This is a genomic window from Pseudoalteromonas sp. J2K-J599 (assembly GCF_059295115.2).
Window position 1 is genome coordinate 2993574 of sequence record NZ_CM200271.1, and the last position, 18233, is coordinate 3011806.

The 18233-nt window shown below is 39.4% G+C and carries 14 protein-coding genes; 1 reads left to right on the plus strand and 13 read right to left on the minus strand.

Going from position 1 to position 18233, the window contains the following annotated elements:
- Positions 1-174: 174 nt before the first annotated feature.
- From AC5NT5_RS13550 to AC5NT5_RS13575, 6 genes are all read right to left on the minus strand, one after another.
- Positions 175-837 carry a peroxiredoxin-like family protein gene (locus AC5NT5_RS13550; RefSeq protein WP_182711872.1) on the minus strand — a complete coding sequence of 221 codons (663 nt, stop codon included), beginning with the start codon at positions 835-837 and terminating at the stop codon, positions 175-177.
- A 79-nt stretch (positions 838-916) separates the two neighbouring features.
- Positions 917-1651, minus strand: a complete 735-nt coding sequence (locus AC5NT5_RS13555) for an SIMPL domain-containing protein (RefSeq protein WP_182692796.1) — start codon at positions 1649-1651, stop codon at positions 917-919.
- Positions 1652-1789: 138 nt separating this feature from the next.
- On the minus strand, positions 1790-2413 hold the full coding sequence (locus tag AC5NT5_RS13560; RefSeq protein WP_182725134.1) for a 3'-5' exonuclease: 624 nt from the start codon (positions 2411-2413) through the stop codon (positions 1790-1792).
- A gap of 15 nt (positions 2414-2428) precedes the next feature.
- Positions 2429-4267, minus strand: a complete 1839-nt coding sequence (locus AC5NT5_RS13565; protein ID WP_182725135.1) for a DUF294 nucleotidyltransferase-like domain-containing protein — start codon at positions 4265-4267, stop codon at positions 2429-2431.
- Positions 4268-4390: 123 nt separating this feature from the next.
- Positions 4391-6115 (minus strand): sodium:solute symporter family protein, encoded by a 1725-nt coding sequence (locus AC5NT5_RS13570; protein WP_182725136.1) that lies wholly within the window; start codon positions 6113-6115, stop codon positions 4391-4393.
- 10 nt (positions 6116-6125) lie between these two features.
- Positions 6126-6389: a DUF4212 domain-containing protein gene (locus AC5NT5_RS13575; protein ID WP_002961535.1), complete on the minus strand. Its 264-nt coding sequence runs from the start codon at positions 6387-6389 to the stop codon at positions 6126-6128.
- A 414-nt stretch (positions 6390-6803) separates the two neighbouring features.
- Here AC5NT5_RS13575 and AC5NT5_RS13580 point away from each other — a divergent pair, with 414 nt between their 5' ends.
- Positions 6804-10244, plus strand: a complete 3441-nt coding sequence (locus AC5NT5_RS13580; protein ID WP_182725137.1) for a PAS domain-containing hybrid sensor histidine kinase/response regulator — start codon at positions 6804-6806, stop codon at positions 10242-10244.
- A gap of 87 nt (positions 10245-10331) precedes the next feature.
- Here AC5NT5_RS13580 and AC5NT5_RS13585 read toward each other — a convergent pair whose 3' ends face one another.
- The 7 genes from AC5NT5_RS13585 to AC5NT5_RS13615 all read right to left on the minus strand — a co-directional run bounded on the left by AC5NT5_RS13585 (position 10332) and on the right by AC5NT5_RS13615 (position 18228).
- Positions 10332-12977 (minus strand): DUF2339 domain-containing protein, encoded by a 2646-nt coding sequence (locus tag AC5NT5_RS13585; protein WP_494513965.1) that lies wholly within the window; start codon positions 12975-12977, stop codon positions 10332-10334.
- Between the two features lie 126 nt (positions 12978-13103).
- Entirely contained in the window at positions 13104-14465 is a 1362-nt protein-coding gene (locus AC5NT5_RS13590) for a hypothetical protein (RefSeq protein WP_024597652.1), read from the minus strand.
- A 164-nt stretch (positions 14466-14629) separates the two neighbouring features.
- Positions 14630-15007: a GGDEF domain-containing protein gene (locus tag AC5NT5_RS13595; protein WP_518528059.1), complete on the minus strand. Its 378-nt coding sequence runs from the start codon at positions 15005-15007 to the stop codon at positions 14630-14632.
- 3 nt (positions 15008-15010) lie between these two features.
- The gene (locus AC5NT5_RS13600; RefSeq protein WP_494513964.1) at positions 15011-15535 is read right to left on the minus strand and encodes a hypothetical protein; all 525 of its coding nucleotides are present in this window, start codon (positions 15533-15535) and stop codon (positions 15011-15013) included.
- A 98-nt stretch (positions 15536-15633) separates the two neighbouring features.
- Positions 15634-16218, minus strand: a complete 585-nt coding sequence (locus AC5NT5_RS13605; protein ID WP_494513963.1) for a YqaA family protein — start codon at positions 16216-16218, stop codon at positions 15634-15636.
- Positions 16219-16346: 128 nt separating this feature from the next.
- The gene (locus AC5NT5_RS13610; protein ID WP_182725140.1) at positions 16347-16925 is read right to left on the minus strand and encodes an OmpA family protein; all 579 of its coding nucleotides are present in this window, start codon (positions 16923-16925) and stop codon (positions 16347-16349) included.
- 1 nt (position 16926) lies between these two features.
- Positions 16927-18228: a TolC family outer membrane protein gene (locus AC5NT5_RS13615; RefSeq protein WP_182715575.1), complete on the minus strand. Its 1302-nt coding sequence runs from the start codon at positions 18226-18228 to the stop codon at positions 16927-16929.
- Between the last annotated feature and the right edge of the window lie 5 nt (positions 18229-18233).

Consider the following 18233-nt stretch of genomic DNA (forward strand, 5'->3'; position numbering starts at 1 on the left):
TATAAAATCCACTCTTTTAGCGTGCAGATAAAGGCAATACGCCTTTTAGATGTCTGTATTGTAATCGACCTTGCATCTGATTATAAGAGGGAAGCATTAGAAACTTTAAATTAACGTTGAAGAGCTTAGGCATTGCAAGCTCTTCAAGGGGTCTGACTTTCAAAATTAAGTCTTTTATACTAAATTTTTCAAAGCGTTAATTATATCTTCTGGCTCAGAACGAGTACGATAATCAACATCAACATAGCGCCAAGTCACTTTACCTTGTTTATCTAAAACAAAGGTGGCAGGGATCGGTAAAACACTACTATTGCCATTGTTAACCGACTCTAAATCTAGGCCTCGGTCTACTCGCATATGCTCGAGTAAAAATGTGGGCACTTGCCATGCTACGCCGTAGCTTGCTGCTACATCGGCATTTTGATCACTCAGCACTAAAAAATCCATGTTACTTATATCGCTTTCGCTCATTGAGCCATCGGGTACTTGCGGGCTAATAGCCACCAATTGTGCGCCTAAAGCATGAATTTCAGGTAAACGTGACTGCAGTGCTTTCAGTTGTAAATTACAGTACGGACACCAACTACCACGATAAAAAGTAATAACCACAGGTCCGTGTGCAAGTAGTTCTTCTAATAAAACTTGCTCACCTTTTTGATTCGGCAGCTCAAAGCGTGGGGCACTTTGAGCTAAATTAAGTGCATTTGCACCCTCTTGAAAGGATTTTGCTTGAGCAATACTTTCATCAACACCTTTCATAAAATCAGGATTACCTTTTCGCCCAGCGGCTACTTTTGCCTCGGTTTGTGCTTTTAATGTGTTGCTTTCATCGCTCATAGTATCGCTACCTTCAAATTAATCAAAAACTTAAAGCCAGCTTACATTATGAAAATGTATTTGAAATGAAAATTTTAACTTAATCATTTACCTCTAAATCAAACACCACGTTTATTGATGATTTAAATGTAATAGTTTCTTGTAAATACCTGCCTTGCTCGAATGGATTTCTAGTAACTTTAGAGCCGGTCACAACTATTCTCTCAAAATCATCTACGCCATAACCATAACTTGAACGGTTAGAATTTGAATTAATACTGTAAATTTTTCCAATCTCTGCGCCAAATGCTTTGGCAAGCTTACCCCCTTTAACTATAGCGTTATCTATTGCGCCTTGTGTTGCTTCAGCTTCTAACTGCGAGGCTTTTGAAGACATAAGCTCAATATTCGTCAGTTCATTAATTTTTACACTTAGTGCAAAATCGATAAAATCATTCACTTTTTCAATATTTCTTAATGTTACTTTAAGTGTTCTTGTTGCTACATATCCTGCATTAATTGCTGTACCGCTCTCGACATTAAACATATCGTCATCATTATGAGTTAACAGGCTTGTAGCAGAAACATCAGTCTCCTTAACACCATACTTGCTTAAACCTTTAAGTAACAAATTTACTCGGTCATCAACATCACGTTTTGCATCAAGTGATTTGTCTTTAAAGCTTATTACTTCAAAAGAAATCTTAGCCATATCGGGCTTTGCTAATACCTCTGCAGTCCCCTGCACTGCAATATGGCGATTAGCAGGCAAACTTGAATTAGCAAAAGTGATGAGTGGGAATAAGGTTAAGAAAATGGCAGTGATGAGTTTCATGATCGTCCTTGAAGTGATTAGTTAGATAATGATTACGTAACTGTACCTATAGTTATACGGATAACAATAAAAGTAAACTACTCTTTATTGTTGGCGGGAGTTTATCTCGCGCGGCATAAAGCCCCGCCTTCAGCCAACCTACATCAACTCGCCTACTTTTAACTCTTTGCCACGGCTTATTTGATGGCACTGGGCTAGCAGTAACTCGGCAGTGGCTTGTGCATCGGTCAGTGCGTGATGGCAATGATAGCTTGGTAACTCATAACGTGTGCGGCAAGCATTAAGGGTTAAATCATCTTGTTTTATTTCAGTTGAATGATGGAGTAAGCGCTTTTGCTCAATATGCAGTGTGTCGAGTATCAGTTTAGGCCGTATAGTTATATTGGCATTTTTAAGCGCTATTTTTAAAAACCCCCAGTCGAGCATGGCATTATGAAACACTAAAATACAGTCGCTAAAATGGTTACTTAATTGCATTAATATACTGTTTAGGCTTAGCCCCTTTGCTATAACATCATCGCTAATCCCATGAAAAACAGGACTTTGCTCAAGGCTTTTTACGTCTTTATTTATAAGGTGCTGCGACTCGCTCATTTTTATACATTGGTTATCTATTATCACCCACGCTAGTGATACAATTTCGTGCTGTTTTGCATCAAGGCCAGTTAGCTCTAAATCAATCACTAAGTAACGTTGTTGTAAGGCATTTTTACCTAGTAATTTACGGCGCTTTAAATACCGAGTGAGCAGCTTTTTTACCATGTTAGTAATCCATCATTATAAACTGCCGCGAGCAAACTTAAACGCGGCGGCTTGCTGCGCTTGTTTAACAAGGTAAAACGCTTCTTTTAGTTGATGGCGCTCTAGTGAGTTTAATTTATTAGGGTTAATGCAATTACTCGGTAAGCCCTCTTCGTTTATTTGTGTACTCAAACGAAGCTGCGTTAAGAACCGCCAGCAGTCTTTTAGGTTGTATATATCTTCTTTGCTGATCAGTTTATGTTTTAGTAGTGCGTCCAACCGCTCTTGTGTGTTGGCGCGCCTAATACCCGCTTTTAAAGCGTATAACCGCACTATGTCATTTATAATTACGACACCGCGTTTTTTTAAATCTATGTATTTATTATTTTGATCTGTTTTTTCTGTTTTAAATTTATTAAATAAACCAATTGGCACGCTGTTGCTGCTTATGTCGGTTGCCATTGCGGCATAGAATAAGTCGTTACGCGATATACGAATTAGTTGCTCGCAAAAAGCCGTGTATAAAGCGTTTGAACCTTCAATAAATCGCAGGTCAAAAAATATCTTACAGTTAAGCATTGCATTGGGTGTGGGGCTTTTTATCCATTTAAAAAAGCGCTCGCTCCAGTCGTTTACGCTCATACGGCACTCATCACTGCTTGCCATAATATTACCTGGGCAACGCCTAATGCCGCACTCAACTAAATTCTCGCATACAAACTCCCCCATACTTTTAAAGTAAGCGTGTTGCTCGGTGGTTAAGTCGTTAGGGAGTAATAAGCCGTTATCTTGATCTGAATGCAGGGTTTGTTCTTCGCGTGCTTGCGAGCCAAAGCAAATAAAACTAAAGCTGGTTGGCGCTGCGCCATGCTCTTCTTGAAATAAGTGAATCAGGCGCGATGTAAGCGCATCGGTTAAACCACTGAGTAATTTACCAATTAGCGATATGTCGTCAATATTGTACGAAAAGCCACGCAAAAGTTCGGGGATTTCTTTTGCGTAGCGTTTTAAATCAGTAACAGTGTGCGCTTTATATATGCGCCCAATAAGCTGTACGGGGTCACTTTTTTGTTGGCGCAGTAAATCGGTGCTGGTTATCATCCCTATCGGGTTATGGTTTTCGTCAAGCACGGGCAAATGGTGAATATTGTATTTAAGCATTAAGTGCAGCGCCGAAAACACCCGGTTATTTTCAAATATAAACTTAGGTTTTGCGGTCATAATACTGCTTACTGCGTCTTGTGGATCTACCTCGTCGGCAAGTACTCGGTTGCGTAAATCGCGGTCGGTCACAACCCCTACTAAGTGCGCGTGCTGCGTTATCATTATTGACGATACGCCATGCTCTTTCATTTTTTTAGCACTTTGCCTAATACTTGCATCGGGCGTAAGCGTAATTGCTGTGCGCGTCATCAGCTCTGATATTTTACGTTCCGACCAGCTATCGTTTTTACTTTTATAATGTGATGACAACAACCGGTTAGCATGAGCGCGTACAAAGTATTGCTCAAACGATTTATATTCTCTGCGTAAAAAATCAAAATGCGTTTGAGAAAGCATATACACTATCCCCTCTTTTTGTACTTCTAACCTATTTTGAATTGCCTCACCGGTTAACAGCGACGGAAAACCAAAATAGTCACCTTGCGCTAAGCGCGTAACAACATCGCCCTTGCCATCAACTAGGTCGTACAAACCAGAGCGAATTAAAAATAGTTTAGGGTTTTCACTTTGTAACCACTGAGTTTGGTTTTCGCGGGTAAGGTAAATAATATCAAGATGATTTACAAAGTATTCGCATGCGCTGCTATCAAGCATAGTAAAAGGCGCTTGCAAACAAACGTATTGGGCTATTTCTTGTTGTTCTACACTCATTGTATTCGCTCTTTAAATGGTGATGTACCAATCTAATGTACTTATTTATTAAACAAATAAAAAGCCCGACTAAAGTCGGGCTTTGGGTGCTTTATATTTTTTTACTATATCTATAAATGTTGCCTAGTGATCGTGCGCTTCAGCTGACCCTTTAGGGTTACGAATACCTTCTACCATTTCTTGAATTTCAATAGGTGTAGCTTGAGTAAATTTAAGAACAACTGCAGCTACTACAAAGTTAATAATCATACCAATTAAGCCAATACCTTCAGGCGAAATACCTAAAAACCAATGTTCAGGATTATTAAGCTCAGGGCTTACAAACTTGAAGAAGATGATATACGCAGCGGTAAAGCCAATACCCGTTACCATGCCTGCAATTGCGCCCTCTCGGTTCATTGTTTTAGAGAATATACCCATAATAATTGCTGGGAAGAAACTCGCTGCCGCCAAGCCGAATGCAAATGCCACTACCGATGCCACAAATCCAGGCGGGTTAATACCAAAGTATGCGGAGATAACAATAGCGATCATGGCTGCCAACCTCGCTGCAAGTAACTCTTGCTTGTCGGTAATATCGGGCTTGAGGGTTCGCTTGAGTAAATCGTGCGAAACGGAGGTCGAAATAACCAGTAGTAAACCTGCTGTTGTAGACAGTGCAGCGGCAATACCACCGGCAGCTACAAGTGCGATTACCCATGCTGGTAAATTAGCAATTTCTGGATTTGCTAATACCATAATGTCGCGGTCTACATTTACTTCGTTAGCACTGTTCGGATCGGTGATTTTACCCGCCGTGTAGAACATTTTGCCATCGCCGTTTTTATCATCAAATGTAATTAAACCTGTGCGTTCCCAGTTTTTAATCCATCCTGGTGCTTCTGCGTAAGCTGTACCGCTACCGTCTTTACCATTAATAGTATCAACCATGTTTACGCGAGCAAAGGCTGCAACCGCAGGTGCTGTAGTATAAACAATCGCGATGAACACAAGAGTCCATGCAGCAGAAATACGTGTGTCTTTTACGCGAGGTACAGTGAAAAAGCGTACAATTACATGTGGTAAACCAGCAGTACCTACCATTAACGCACCAGTAATAGCGAACACGTCAATCATGCTCTTAGAGCCTTCGGTATATTGCGCAAAACCAAGTTCAGCGCTTAAGCCATCTAGTTTATCAAGTACGTATACGCCGTCGCTGCCAATTAATGTGGCACCAAAACCGGTCTGTGGGAAGAAGTGACCCGTCATCATCATCGAGATAAAAATGGCTGGTACAAGGTATGCAAATACAAGTACACAATACTGCGCTACTTGTGTGTAGGTAATGCCTTTCATGCCGCCAAGTACCGCATAAAAGAATACAATCACCATGCCAATGTAAACACCGGTTTCAATTTCTACTTCTAAAAAGCGTGAAAATACCACGCCTACGCCACGCATTTGCCCTGCTATATAAGTGAAACAAATGAATATGGCACAAAAAATAGCAACTAAACGCGCGGTACGTGAATAGTAACGGTCGCCAATAAAGTCTGGCACAGTAAACTTGCCGAATTTACGTAAGTAAGGCGCTAAACACATGGCTAATAGTACATAACCACCTGTCCACCCCATTAAGTAAACACTGCCATCGTAACCTGCAAACGAAATAATACCCGCCATTGAAATAAACGACGCGGCGCTCATCCAATCGGCAGCTGTTGCCATACCATTAGCAAGAGGAGGTACGCCGCCGCCCGCTACATAAAACTCTTTGGTTGAACCCGCTCGGGCCCATATTGCTATGCCGATATAAAGCGCAAAGCTTAAACCAACAATTAAAAACGTGAGTGTTTGAACATCCATTGCTTAGCTCCTATTCGTCTACGCCGTATTTTTTATCTAACGTATTCATTTTGAAAACGTACACAAAAATCAAAGCAACAAAGGTATAAATCGCGCCTTGCTGGGCGAACCAGAAGCCAAGTTTAAACCCAAAAAAACGTACTTCATTAAGTACATCAACCAGTAATATGCCAAAGCCAAAAGACACGACAAACCACACTGCTAACAGTTTAAATAACAGCGAAATGTTTTCTGCCCAATAAGCTTTTGCTTGTTCTTCATCTTTAAAAGCCATTTTTGTTTTCCCCTTTAAGCACCGCAATATCGCGATGAGTGGTTTTTTATCTTCGCTTACCAATTTAGCAACGCTGGTTACATATTGAATTGAGACCATAGTCGTAACAGCTTGTTAACGTTTACGTAAACTGTATTTATCATTCAAGCGTGTTTTATATATTTTTATATTATTTCAATTACTTAGGCTTTTTTTGTAAACTGGCTTTATGATTAAATTGATAAGTTGGTCATTAATGCGACATTAGTCTAATGCTCAAGGGCGTTTTATTTTTACTGTTAATATTCAATAAGATATAAATAAAATAAAAGTTTTATTTTAAATTCAACCCTCACACTTAACCTCAGTTCTGGTATTGTGTTAATCCCTCATAGGGATGAGGGACTATTTAAAATAATAAGGTTTAATAACAACATGACTGCCGTACTCATTATTGTTGCTTTAAGTTATATAGGTGTGCTGTTTTGGCTTGCCAATTGGGGCGATAAAACAACCCCTTTAGCAAAGCGTATTAGCCATCACCCATTTGTGTATTCACTCTCACTCGGGATTTACTGTACCTCTTGGACTTATTACGGTTCGGTAGGAACAGCCGCCACCAGCAGTTGGAGTTACTTGCCAATATTATTAGGCCCTGCGTTGCTGTTTTTATTCGGCCAAGGATTTTTACGTAAGCTGGTACTGGTAAGTAAAAAACAAAATATAACGACTATTGCTGACTTTATTTCAGCTCGTTACGGCAAACGTCAAACTACAGCAATAATGGTTACTGTAATCGCATTACTGGCAACCATTCCCTACATTGCACTGCAATTAAAAGCGCTTAGTACAAGCTTTTTACTTTTGCAAAACAGTAATAAAATATCCGGCGATATGCTCGCGCTTTCTGCCACACTAATTATGGCTTTATTTGCTATATTTTTTGGTACTCGCAAAGTTGATGTAACTGAATATCGCTCTGGCTTAATGCTCGCTGTTGCATTTGAATCTATGATTAAACTTATTGCTCTTATTGCCGTTGCGGGGCTTGCAGTATTTACACTTTTTAATTTACCCGAAGCCACCACGAACAAAGTAACTGAGTCTATTTGGGGTCACTGGAGCGATTTTAACTTTTTTAGCTTTAACTTTATTGGCCAGTCTTTAATGGCTGCAGCGGCTATTATATGTTTGCCTCGCCAGTTTCATGTAACCGTGGTTGACAACCAAAACAAACGCCACTTACTTACCGCTCGCTGGGCTTTTCCGCTGTATTTACTACTAACAGCCGCAATGATTTTACCTATTGCGACTGCGGCCATTCATCCTGCAATTGGCAGCGGCTATTCACCCGACAGCTTTGTACTTGCCCTACCGCTAATTAACGACAATGCATTCTTAACCACTTTTGTATTTATAGGTGGACTATCTGCCGCCACCGCAATGATAGTGGTAGCAACGCTTACATTAAGCACGATGATTTCAAACGATGTGGTATTGCCGTTAATGCTGCGTAGAAAGTTTAAACGTAACTTAATTACCAGCAGTTATAAGTCTCGTATATTACTTGTAAGGCGCTTTGCTATTGCAGGCATATTAATTTTGGCCTATTTCTATCAGCAATGGTTTGGCCATAGTAGCGCACTGGCCAGTATGGGCTTGGTCGCATTTTCACTTGTTACCCAATTGCTACCCTCTATTGTGGGTGGTTTATATTGGCGAAAAGGTCATGCTTATGGGGTGTATGCGGGTTTGGTAGCAGGCTTTATTTGCTGGATACTATTTTTAATGCTGCCAATACTCGATGCCGGCACAACCCTTGATAGCGAGCTGCAACAAACGCTTATAACGCGTGGAACCTTGATAGCTTTGTTTGCCAATATTGGTTGTTATATTAGTTTTTCACTTGGGGCTGAGGAGCGCTTAATTGATAAAATTCAGGCCGCTGCTTTTGTTAACCCTAAAGATCAGGCTATTTTATCAAGGCGCTTAAATAAAGACGTAAAAGCCACCGTTTACGACTTTAAAATACTACTGCAAACATTTCTAGGTATTCAGCGCAGCCAACAAGTACTGGCCCATTACGCACTCGCCCATCATTTAAGTGATAACAACGCACACCCAGAGCCTGAATTTATAGCTTACTGCGAACGCGCATTAACGGGCGTGCTTGGTGCATCGTCGGCACAAGCGTTAATACATACGGTATCGTCGGGTAAACGTATGGCGTTTGAGGAAGTAGTAAACTTTTTTGACGAAACCACACAAGCGTTGCAATTTAATCAAAATCTGTTATTTACCTCACTCGAAAATTTAAGCCACGGTATTTCAGTTGTTGATAAAGATTTAAAACTCGTTGCATGGAACAAACGCTACAATGAAATGTTTGGCTACCCTGAAGGCTTTTTAGAAGTAGGCCAACCCATAGAAGACATTATTAGATACAACGCTAACCGTGGTGAATGTGGCCCTGGTGAAATAGAACGCCAAGTAGAAAAACGTGTACAGCATTTAAAATATGGCAGCTCGCATCATTTTATTCGCCACCGTCGTAATGGCCAAGTATACGAAATGATTGGTAATCCGCTGCCCGATGGCGGATTTGTTACCAGCTTTTCGGATATTACAAACCACATAAGTACGCAAAATGCACTTGAAGAAGTAAACATGGATCTTGAAAATCGCATAGAAGCACGTACTCAAGAAGTGCAAACTATTAATAAAGACTTACAAGCTCAAATAGATAGTCGTGTACAAACCGAGCAAGCACTTACTTTAGCTAAACGAGAAGCAGAGCAAGCCAACGACAGTAAAACGCGCTTTTTAGCACTGGCGAGCCACGATATTTTACAACCGTTAAATGCAGCACGTTTATACCTTGCCGCCATTGACGAAAAGCAACTCGACAGCACTAACCAAAACAGCTTTGAAAAGTTAGGCGACAGTCTCGATTCAACCGTGCATTTAATGTCGGCATTGCTTGAAATAGCTAAGCTTGAGCAAGGCGCTATGACCCCTACCCCTCGCCACTTTTATATTGAAGATATTTTAGCGCCACTGCAAAGTGAATACGCTATTTTATCAAGTGATAAAGGTCTTAAACTTAGTGTGCGTTCAAACCAGCAAATTGTGCACAGCGATATAACCTATCTGCGCCGAATTATTCAAAACTTGGTCTCTAATGCAGTTAAATACACCGATAATGGTCGTGTATTAATTGCCTGCAGGAACCGGAAGCACAATTTACGAATAGAAGTATGGGATACAGGCCCAGGTATTAGCGAAGTAGAGCAAGCTAAAATATTTAACGACTTTTACCGTGTTGAGTCGGGCGATAACAAAGGCGTAGGCTTAGGCTTAGGTGTTGTAAAACGTATGGCTGACTTATTAAGTTTGCCGCTTGATGTGCATTCTGAACCAAATAAAGGTAGCCGTTTTAGCATTGAGGTACCTTATGGTGACGAGCAGTTTGTACAACAAAAAAGTACTACAAACAGCTTAATAGAAAACCGTGCAGCAATTAATATTGTTGCCGTAGACGACGACCCTGAAAATTTAGCAGCAATGGCAAGCTTACTTAAAAAGTGGCAAGCTAATTACACCCTTTTTGATAACGTAGATAATGTACTGGCGCATGCTAAGCAAAACGGTGCACCCGATGTTATTTTAATGGACTATCAATTAGGTAGCGACTGCGATGGGATAACGCTAATTAAAACCCTGCGCGAAATTTGGCAAAGCCAAGTCCCTGCTATTTTAATTACCGCAGTGCGCGACACCGAGCTTAAACAGGAAACCAAAGCCGCTAATATTCATTATTTAAGTAAGCCAATTAAACCGGGCAAACTAAAGGCACTGCTTAATCACAGTACATAGTATTTTAGTTAAAAGCTATCAAGTAATAGCGTAAAACAAAAAGCCTAGTATCTTCACTGGGCTTTGCTTTATAAAGTGTTCATAAAGTTAAACTTGATTTACTCGACTTCTAAGCTTTTGGAACAACCAACTTAACCCCACCAACGAAAGCCCTAATCCAATAAACGAAAGCGCTTTAAGTAAGCCCTCCAAGTTAGCCATATCAATTAAAAACACTTTAACAATAACGGCAGCTAGTATGCCTAGGCCTACTTTTTGTATTAATAATTGATTTTTTAAATGACCAAAAATAACAGTACCCGCCCCCAATACTAACCAAATAACAGAGTAACTATAAAGCTCTGCATTGCTTGCGCCTTTTGATAAGTAAATGTAAGGACCTTGCCAGTACTGACGAATAAAGCTGTTTATTGCCAATAATATAAAGCCACCCGCAACGGCCAATATAAATGGCGTAGCTTTAGCATTTATTGGTTTTACAAGCTTGGCCAGCCAAAGCGTTAATCCTGCAGGAACTAACCACAATAGTAATAACCAGTTAAATATTGGCAGCTCACCTATGTAAAGTGATTCAAATAATGGGTTATCGTCAAGTAGTGTTTTAATAGCAAAAAGCCCTGCTAACCCCGCAAGTGCAAAACCCGCCACTTTATATAACTTAGCTAAAGTACCGGCAAGTTTTGCTCTGTGTAAATACACACCCCCTAATGCCAGCCAGTTACAGGTAAGGAGTATTTGTTCGTAAAAGTTAAGTGAATCAAATTGCGGATAATGCCCTACTAACTGATAACTTGTTTCGGTAGTAATAAAAAGCGCTAAACAATGAAGAGCTGCACCTTCGAGCCATATTTTAAGTTTTGATGAGTCAAAGCACTTAGCTGCGGCAAAAAATAACGCAATACATAACGGATAAACTACAATACTCCAATGCAAACCAAATACCGTAAGTGTATCGTAACTTGGTGTCCAAGGCACAAGCGTTAAGCGCAGTAATAACGCAGCAACTAAGGCTTTTATAGGCCAATGCGGCATAGGCACGTTATAGCGTTTTATAAGTACGCTTATAAGTAATACTTGTACAGCCAGTGCAATGGTTAGGCCGCTGTCACTTAATAGCATGGTAACTGCTAACGTAATATTGGCATTAGCCCCTACCCAATAAGTAAAACGCTGAAATAGCGTTGTATTATGCTGCGCGAGCTTTATTAAAATAGCCGCCACTACAAACAATGCAACGGCCCAAAGTGGATATGCAGTACTTAACGCAGAATTAGGAATAAGCGTATATAAAGTCGCTATCATTACAAATACACTAAATGCCCCCGTAATATGAAACGCTAAACGCTTAATCTGTTTTTTACCGTAATAGAGCCCAAAAGCGGTAAGTAACAATCCGAGTAATAAACCCAAACCGTATTCATTTTTGAATATAAAGAGTGCGTCATCAAATAGGTTTGGCGAAAGATGCGTGCGCTGAGCGCCTAACACTAATAGCGTTGAAATAACTAACGCTACGCCCTGCCAAATATCCCAGCGGCTATTTTTAAGGACTAAAAACAACACCAATACAATACTTAACACGCCGATTGCTTGCCACTGCATATCAAAGTGACTGATCAACATAGTAGATATTAAGGGCGCTATAAAAGCGAGTAGTAATGCATGATCTGGAAGCACTTTAAGTAAACGTTTTAAACTGTGCGGGCGATGTTCAATAACATTCAGTTTTAGACCTAAGCGCGGTATAGCAATTAACCCTACAATACTAAGTAAAGCAAATGCCCCCATTAACCAAACGGTATTAACTTTAAGTAGCGTAAAACCAACTAAATACCAGCCAATGTGCCCAACCCATAGTAAATACCATAGCCAAATACGTTGTACTTTATGTGCAACTAACGCAGCCGACAAACTTACAAAGCCAATATACATTAACAGCGCAAATAAGTTACCACTGCCAGTGCTAACCCATATTGGTACGCTGTAAGCGCCAATAATACCAAGCACGGCCAATAGCGGGCCTAACCTAAGCGCCATCGCGCTTGCACTAATTGCTATAATAGCTAACGCAAAAAATGCCACGGTAGGGCTCAGCATGTCGTAACTGCTGTAAGCTAAAAGCGTTAAAGCAAAACAGGTAATAAACCCGCCGCTTGCAAGCGCTGCGGGTATGTAATTATTAAAGCCTTCAAATACAATGCGTTTATGGTGTAAATAAGCTGCGGCTGCAATTAGGCCAAGCCCAAATAAGCCGCCTAAACTCAACCTCATTACAGGCGATAATAATCCCGCTTCTAGGCTGTATTTAGCTAAAAAGATGCCCCCAAACGCAAGCGCTATTGCGCCTATCCAGGTCATCCAGTTCTCTTCAAACCCTGCGCGCAATTTATTAAATAGTAATTCTATGGCTGATGCTTCAGCTGGTTTGGCTTTTTTAGGAGGTGCTGATAGCTGATTTATTACAGGTGGCGACGCGTTTTGGGACGTTAAGCTTGGCTGTGCTTTATGAGCAATTGGCTCTGTTATTGAAATCGCTGCCTGAGCCGTAGATGCTTCACTTTGAGGTTCACTTTGCGATATCGATTTATGTGTTTGTAGATGTGTTATTTTGGCCCTTAAAACAGCAACTTCTTGTTTTAATGCATTTAACTGCACTAGCGCTATTAAGCCGCAAATAGCACCGGCAACCACAACCAGTATTACTATGACGGCTAACCCAACTAAATCATCCATGGCACACTCTTATTAATAATTATGCCCTGAGTGTACCTAATTATTAATGAGTAGGTAAATTTTGTTCAATAAAAAAGCCTAAGTACTTAAAGTGCTTAGGCTTTATGCTACTTAATATGTTTAGGTTTATTCAACACTATCGGTAATAGTGCGCTCTAGGGTCATCTTATAACCAGAGCTTGTTGTTTCATCATGCTCTAAAATCAATATGTAGTTACCCTCTTGTGTAAAGTCCATATCGCTTTGTTGAATAAGCACAATTTGCTGGCCGTTGTCTTCGTAAACAACATAAACCGTGTAAATTTCGTTATCTACAACCTGCTCTTCTTGGTCATACTTATCTAGGCCATCGACTACGTTACTAGTGTCGTCTACCGTTTCGCCGTTAAGTGTAAAGTACACATCTACATCTGAAACCGACTGCCCTGCGTAGCTTTCAATTAGGTTTACAACCGATACCGTATGGCTGTAACTGCTTGGTGTTAGATTTTCTTCAACGCTCATCATACGTAAACCGTTATCTGCGTCGTTATAAAAAATACCCACCGCACTTTGCTCGCGCTCTAGCGTCATTAAAAAGTTATCAGCTAGTTTTGTACCTTCTTCGTCGTACATCGCTACGCTGTAACTATTAGGCGAAAGTTCAACATAATCGGTATAAGAGTCACTAGCGACTGTATTTGTTGTGTTTACAGTTGTACCGCGTGTAGCAGAAAAGCTTACTGGCGAGTAGTCATCAACGGTATTTATAAAACGTAATTGCCCCAGAGCAGATTGGTGTTTAAGCTCAGTAACGTAGTTATTATCGGTTACTACATCAAGCGTAATGCCGCCTTCTTCTGTTGCATAACTTGGGCGGATCATTGCTACATAACTTGCTTCATCGTATAAATAAACAGATGACGACTCGTACACAACATCACTGCTGCCCGCTTCTGTTATGTAAATAGTGTAATAACCTTCATCAACGCTTTGCAGATCTAACTCACTTAAATATTGAGCTGATGAGAAAAGTGTCGCGCTTTCAAATACACCATCATCAGTTGCTAAGTAAATATCGTAGTTAGTGTCCTCTCCTGCAATATTATAAAACCCTAAGTTAAACTCACCCGTATCGCTTGTAATAGGTACGCTAAGCTCTGTAAATGTAGGTTCATCAAAGTTACCACTCATTACTATTAACTGTGTTTTGTCACCCTTAATAGAAATTTCTTGATCGCTAATTGTTATATAGCTGTCGTTAGCATCTAGGTACTCAAAACTTACATCATAAGTGTCTGTGCTGTAGTTATGGCGAGTAGTTACATCAGCAAAATCAGCGCCTGAGCGCTCTGTTTCTTCAACAAACAAACGTGTGTATGGGCTATTGTAAGAGCCGTTATACAATTGGATGTAACCTGTAGAGCTTGAGCTATCGTCAGAGCCGCAGCCCGACAAAATAGTAATTAGACTTAAGGGTAATGCAGCTTTTAAAAGGGAGTTAGTCATTAAGGTTATTCCTTATTATTAATATCCCCATTATGACCCAAACATTATATTTTAATTTCATGATTTACAAAGCATTACCCTCACTGACACTTCCTTACGAAAACGTTAAAAAGTGTAGTAAATGTGCAAACAATAAGGACGTGTTTTTATATAATTAAAAACGCTTACGGGGCAACTTCAAAACGATCCCGACCTGTTTTTTTAGCTACGTATAGAGCTTGATCGGCACGCTTCATGACTTTATCGAGGGGCTCGTTAGGGGTTTGTTTTGCTACGCCAATACTTACTGTTAAATGGCGCGTATTTTTAACATTGATAGTGTGCGCAAGGTCTATTAATTGCTGACAAAACTCACTAACTTGCTCTATATTACTTGTTGGTAAATAACCTCCAAACTCCTCACCGCCCAAGCGAGCAAACTGCGCGTTTCCTTCAAATGCATTATTGTATGTAGTTGCTAACTGCTGAAGAATTGAGTCGCCCACATCATGGCCAAACTCATCATTAATAGACTTAAAATGGTCTATATCAATAATTAAAATAACTTAAGATACAATGTTTCCACTTTTAACATGTCGATAAAAATAGCGCCTATTATGCACTTTAGTTAAGTCATCTATTATTAACTCTGCGGCTAACCTATTATTAATACTTTGTACAAAGCGCATAGTTTTAAATAAACCATAAGAAGTTAAAAGCATGCCGCTGGTTCTACATAAGTCTTCAAAATAAACACTTACCCAGTAAGGCTGTACAACTAACTCATCAAGCACGTCTGCCGTGGTGCCAATACTCCATAGTAATAAACCAAAACTAGAAAAAATATATGCTTTTTTAGATAGCTCAGAGCATTGAACCATCCAAAACAGAAATATAATGACAGTTAAATTAATAAAATCGGTAGTAAAACCGTACACATTGTTTTGAACTTGTAAGGGAGGAAAGCTAGTTTGGGAGTAGGCTGAAAAAATAGCAATATAGATCAATAAAGCTAAACTTAAAACTTTATTGATCAAAGGCATTTTATAAAAGTTAGAAAGTTTAACGGTAAGTTTTACTGTTTCAATCATATTAATTGCTAGGTTTTTCAGTACTTCATTTGAAAACTATAGCACAATAATAAAAACCATCACGAAGATGAAAACCGTAATCCCCCTCAAATTTAAACTTAAACTACGGTACTAAGTCCCCACAATCCCAACACTAAAATAGTAATGCCAATCATCGCTTTAGTTTTATGTTTACTAATGATTCGCTCAGCTTCATTACCTGCATAATAAACAATAATAGCCAGACCAAAGTAACGAATAGAACGCGCAATACCTGAGGCCAATAAAAATAGCCAAATAGAATACTTAGTCGCGCCTGCTGCAAGCATCGCTATTTGAAACGGAATTGGCACAATGCCAAGCGTTATAATAAACCAAAAACCTTGATCTTGCATTTGCTGCTTAACGTTTTCAAATTGCTCAGGGCTCGAAAACGTATTAATAATCCAATCACCAACCGCATCAAATAAATAATAACCCAACGCATAACCAAACAATGCACCCACTATGCAACCTAAAGTCGCCATTAAGGCGATAAGCCATAGCTTTTCTCGACGAGCTTGCATTAGCGGTACTAATACAGCCTCAAGTGGAATAGGCACTATGGTTGACTCTAAAAACGACGCCACTGTAATACCGCTAAGCATATGCTTAGAGTCAATAAAATTACGCGTTTTTTCTTTTAGCTTTTTTTGAATTGCCATATAATTTTCCTTTTATAGTGCCAAAAATAAAGTGTTTAGTTTATTTTGGCACATCCACGTTAATATAAACTTAAGCAATAAAAAAGCCCGTATAAAACGGGCCTTTTAAACTGTATTTATATAATTATTTAAAAACCGGCATTATATAAATCAAATTGCTTTTCTAGTTCAACAGAACTCTCTCCATCAACTAACGCTATAACTCGTGTTTTTCTGCCAGCTAATACTTTAGGAATATCTTTTGAATCAATAAATGTTTGCTCAGTTATTTCTATATTTTTAACACCTTGCGCTAACAAAGCCGTTTTAACTGTTTCAACTCGTTTTAAAGCAAGCTTACGGTTATATTCTAATGACCCTTCTAAGCTAGTATCACCAATTAATAAAATAGTAATACCTGGCACATCAACAACACTATTAGCAAAACTTACTACTTTTGCTTTTGCATCATCCGTTAGCGTCGATTTATCGTAACCAAATTCAATAACAACGTTTCTTGATGTCGTTATTTTTTGCTCTTTAGGGCAACCATCATTATTTGTTTTGGCTCTTATCGGTGTTTCAGCACACTTGTCTCTTGCGTTAATAACACCGTCACGGTCTTGGTCAAATAAATCTTTTGATTGAACTTGATACTCATATTTTTTTGCATCGCTAGCACAGCCAGACAGTAATAATGCAAGACTTAAAAACATAATGCTTTTCATATTATCTATCTCCTAGTAGCCATGCTTCAGGTTTATCAACCCTAAGAGCTCTAACTAAACGCCCTGTTGCATTTACAAGCCTAAAGCTTGCTTTGCGTTGATCATAAGCCGATTCAATATAGTTACGACGCGCTGTAAACAACTCAATTTGCGAATCAAGTACATCTAATAACGAACGACGACCTAATGAAAATTGGCGTTCATACCCTTTTTGAGCAACTTCAGCATAGCCAACATTTTCTTCGTAAAAGCCTTTTTGCTCAGCTAAAAACATGTTTGCATTCCATGCAAAGGTTGTCGCTTCTTCGACTTGCCGGTGAGTTGTGTCTTTAACTGCTACGGCTTCTTGGTAACGCCATTTTGCCGCTTCGGTATCTGCATTTGTTTTGCCACCGTTGTATAAATCATAACTCATAGAAAGCATTACTCGGCCGTTATCATCACGACCAGGAGAGCCCGAAATATTATCGTTATCAGCTACATCAAACTCTAAACTAACCTTTGGCCAATAACCGCTTTTCTCTCTTTCTATTTGTTTATTTGCAGCTTCTATATCAAAAACAGCAGCCATAATTTCTGGATGTGATTTTTTAGCGACTGCTATAGCATCACCTAAAGTGGCTGGTATATATGTTTCATCCACTTTAGGAATCATTAAATCATCAGGGTACTGACCCACTAAATCATAGTAATTTGCTTTAATATCTTGAAGATTATTTTTAGCAGCTAAAAAGCCAGATTGTGATGTAGCAAGTCTAGACTGAACTTGAGCTACATCGGCATCGCTTGATAAACCACGTTGACGTCGTTGTTCAATATCACTTAATATTTTTTTATGTATGTTGATATTTCGCTCTGACAACTCAACTAACTCAACTGATTTAAGCAAGTCTAAATATACCTGTACAACTTCAAGGCTAATATTCTCTGCAGCAGATATTAAACCCAATTGGTCAGCTTTTGCTTCGTTATCTAGTCTTGCAACTTCAGATGATGTTCTAAAACCATCAAATAACATTTGTGTTATTTTTAAACCTATTTCTCTACGATTTAATTCGCTATCAAGTTCTCGGCCTGATTTATAGTTTACGCGCTCGTATCCATATCCTGCATATAAACGAACTTGTGGTAAATACTCACTAAACGCACTGCGTTTATCGCGGTATTTTGCTTCAAAGCTCGCATATTTCTGCATTAATCTCGGATTAGTGTTTAATGTTTCAGCTACAGATTGCTCAAGCGTTAACGCATTCGATAACCCTGGGGCTAAGGCTAAAACAGAGAGTAGTCCTAATTTACGCATTTAAT

Coding starts and splice junctions, on each gene's coding strand:
- AC5NT5_RS13550 (WP_182711872.1), bottom strand. CDS start 837: ATGAGCGATGAAAGCAACACATTAAAAGCACAAACCGAGGCAAAAGTA.
- AC5NT5_RS13600 (WP_494513964.1), bottom strand. CDS start 15,535: ATGATTGAAACAGTAAAACTTACCGTTAAACTTTCTAACTTTTATAAA.
- AC5NT5_RS13615 (WP_182715575.1), bottom strand. CDS start 18,228: ATGCGTAAATTAGGACTACTCTCTGTTTTAGCCTTAGCCCCAGGGTTA.
- AC5NT5_RS13580 (WP_182725137.1), top strand. CDS start 6,804: ATGACTGCCGTACTCATTATTGTTGCTTTAAGTTATATAGGTGTGCTG.
- AC5NT5_RS13570 (WP_182725136.1), bottom strand. CDS start 6,115: ATGGATGTTCAAACACTCACGTTTTTAATTGTTGGTTTAAGCTTTGCG.
- AC5NT5_RS13575 (WP_002961535.1), bottom strand. CDS start 6,389: ATGGCTTTTAAAGATGAAGAACAAGCAAAAGCTTATTGGGCAGAAAAC.
- AC5NT5_RS13610 (WP_182725140.1), bottom strand. CDS start 16,925: ATGAAAAGCATTATGTTTTTAAGTCTTGCATTATTACTGTCTGGCTGT.
- AC5NT5_RS13555 (WP_182692796.1), bottom strand. CDS start 1,651: ATGAAACTCATCACTGCCATTTTCTTAACCTTATTCCCACTCATCACT.
- AC5NT5_RS13590 (WP_024597652.1), bottom strand. CDS start 14,465: ATGACTAACTCCCTTTTAAAAGCTGCATTACCCTTAAGTCTAATTACT.
- AC5NT5_RS13560 (WP_182725134.1), bottom strand. CDS start 2,413: ATGGTAAAAAAGCTGCTCACTCGGTATTTAAAGCGCCGTAAATTACTA.
- AC5NT5_RS13565 (WP_182725135.1), bottom strand. CDS start 4,267: ATGAGTGTAGAACAACAAGAAATAGCCCAATACGTTTGTTTGCAAGCG.
- AC5NT5_RS13585 (WP_494513965.1), bottom strand. CDS start 12,977: ATGGATGATTTAGTTGGGTTAGCCGTCATAGTAATACTGGTTGTGGTT.
- AC5NT5_RS13605 (WP_494513963.1), bottom strand. CDS start 16,218: ATGGCAATTCAAAAAAAGCTAAAAGAAAAAACGCGTAATTTTATTGAC.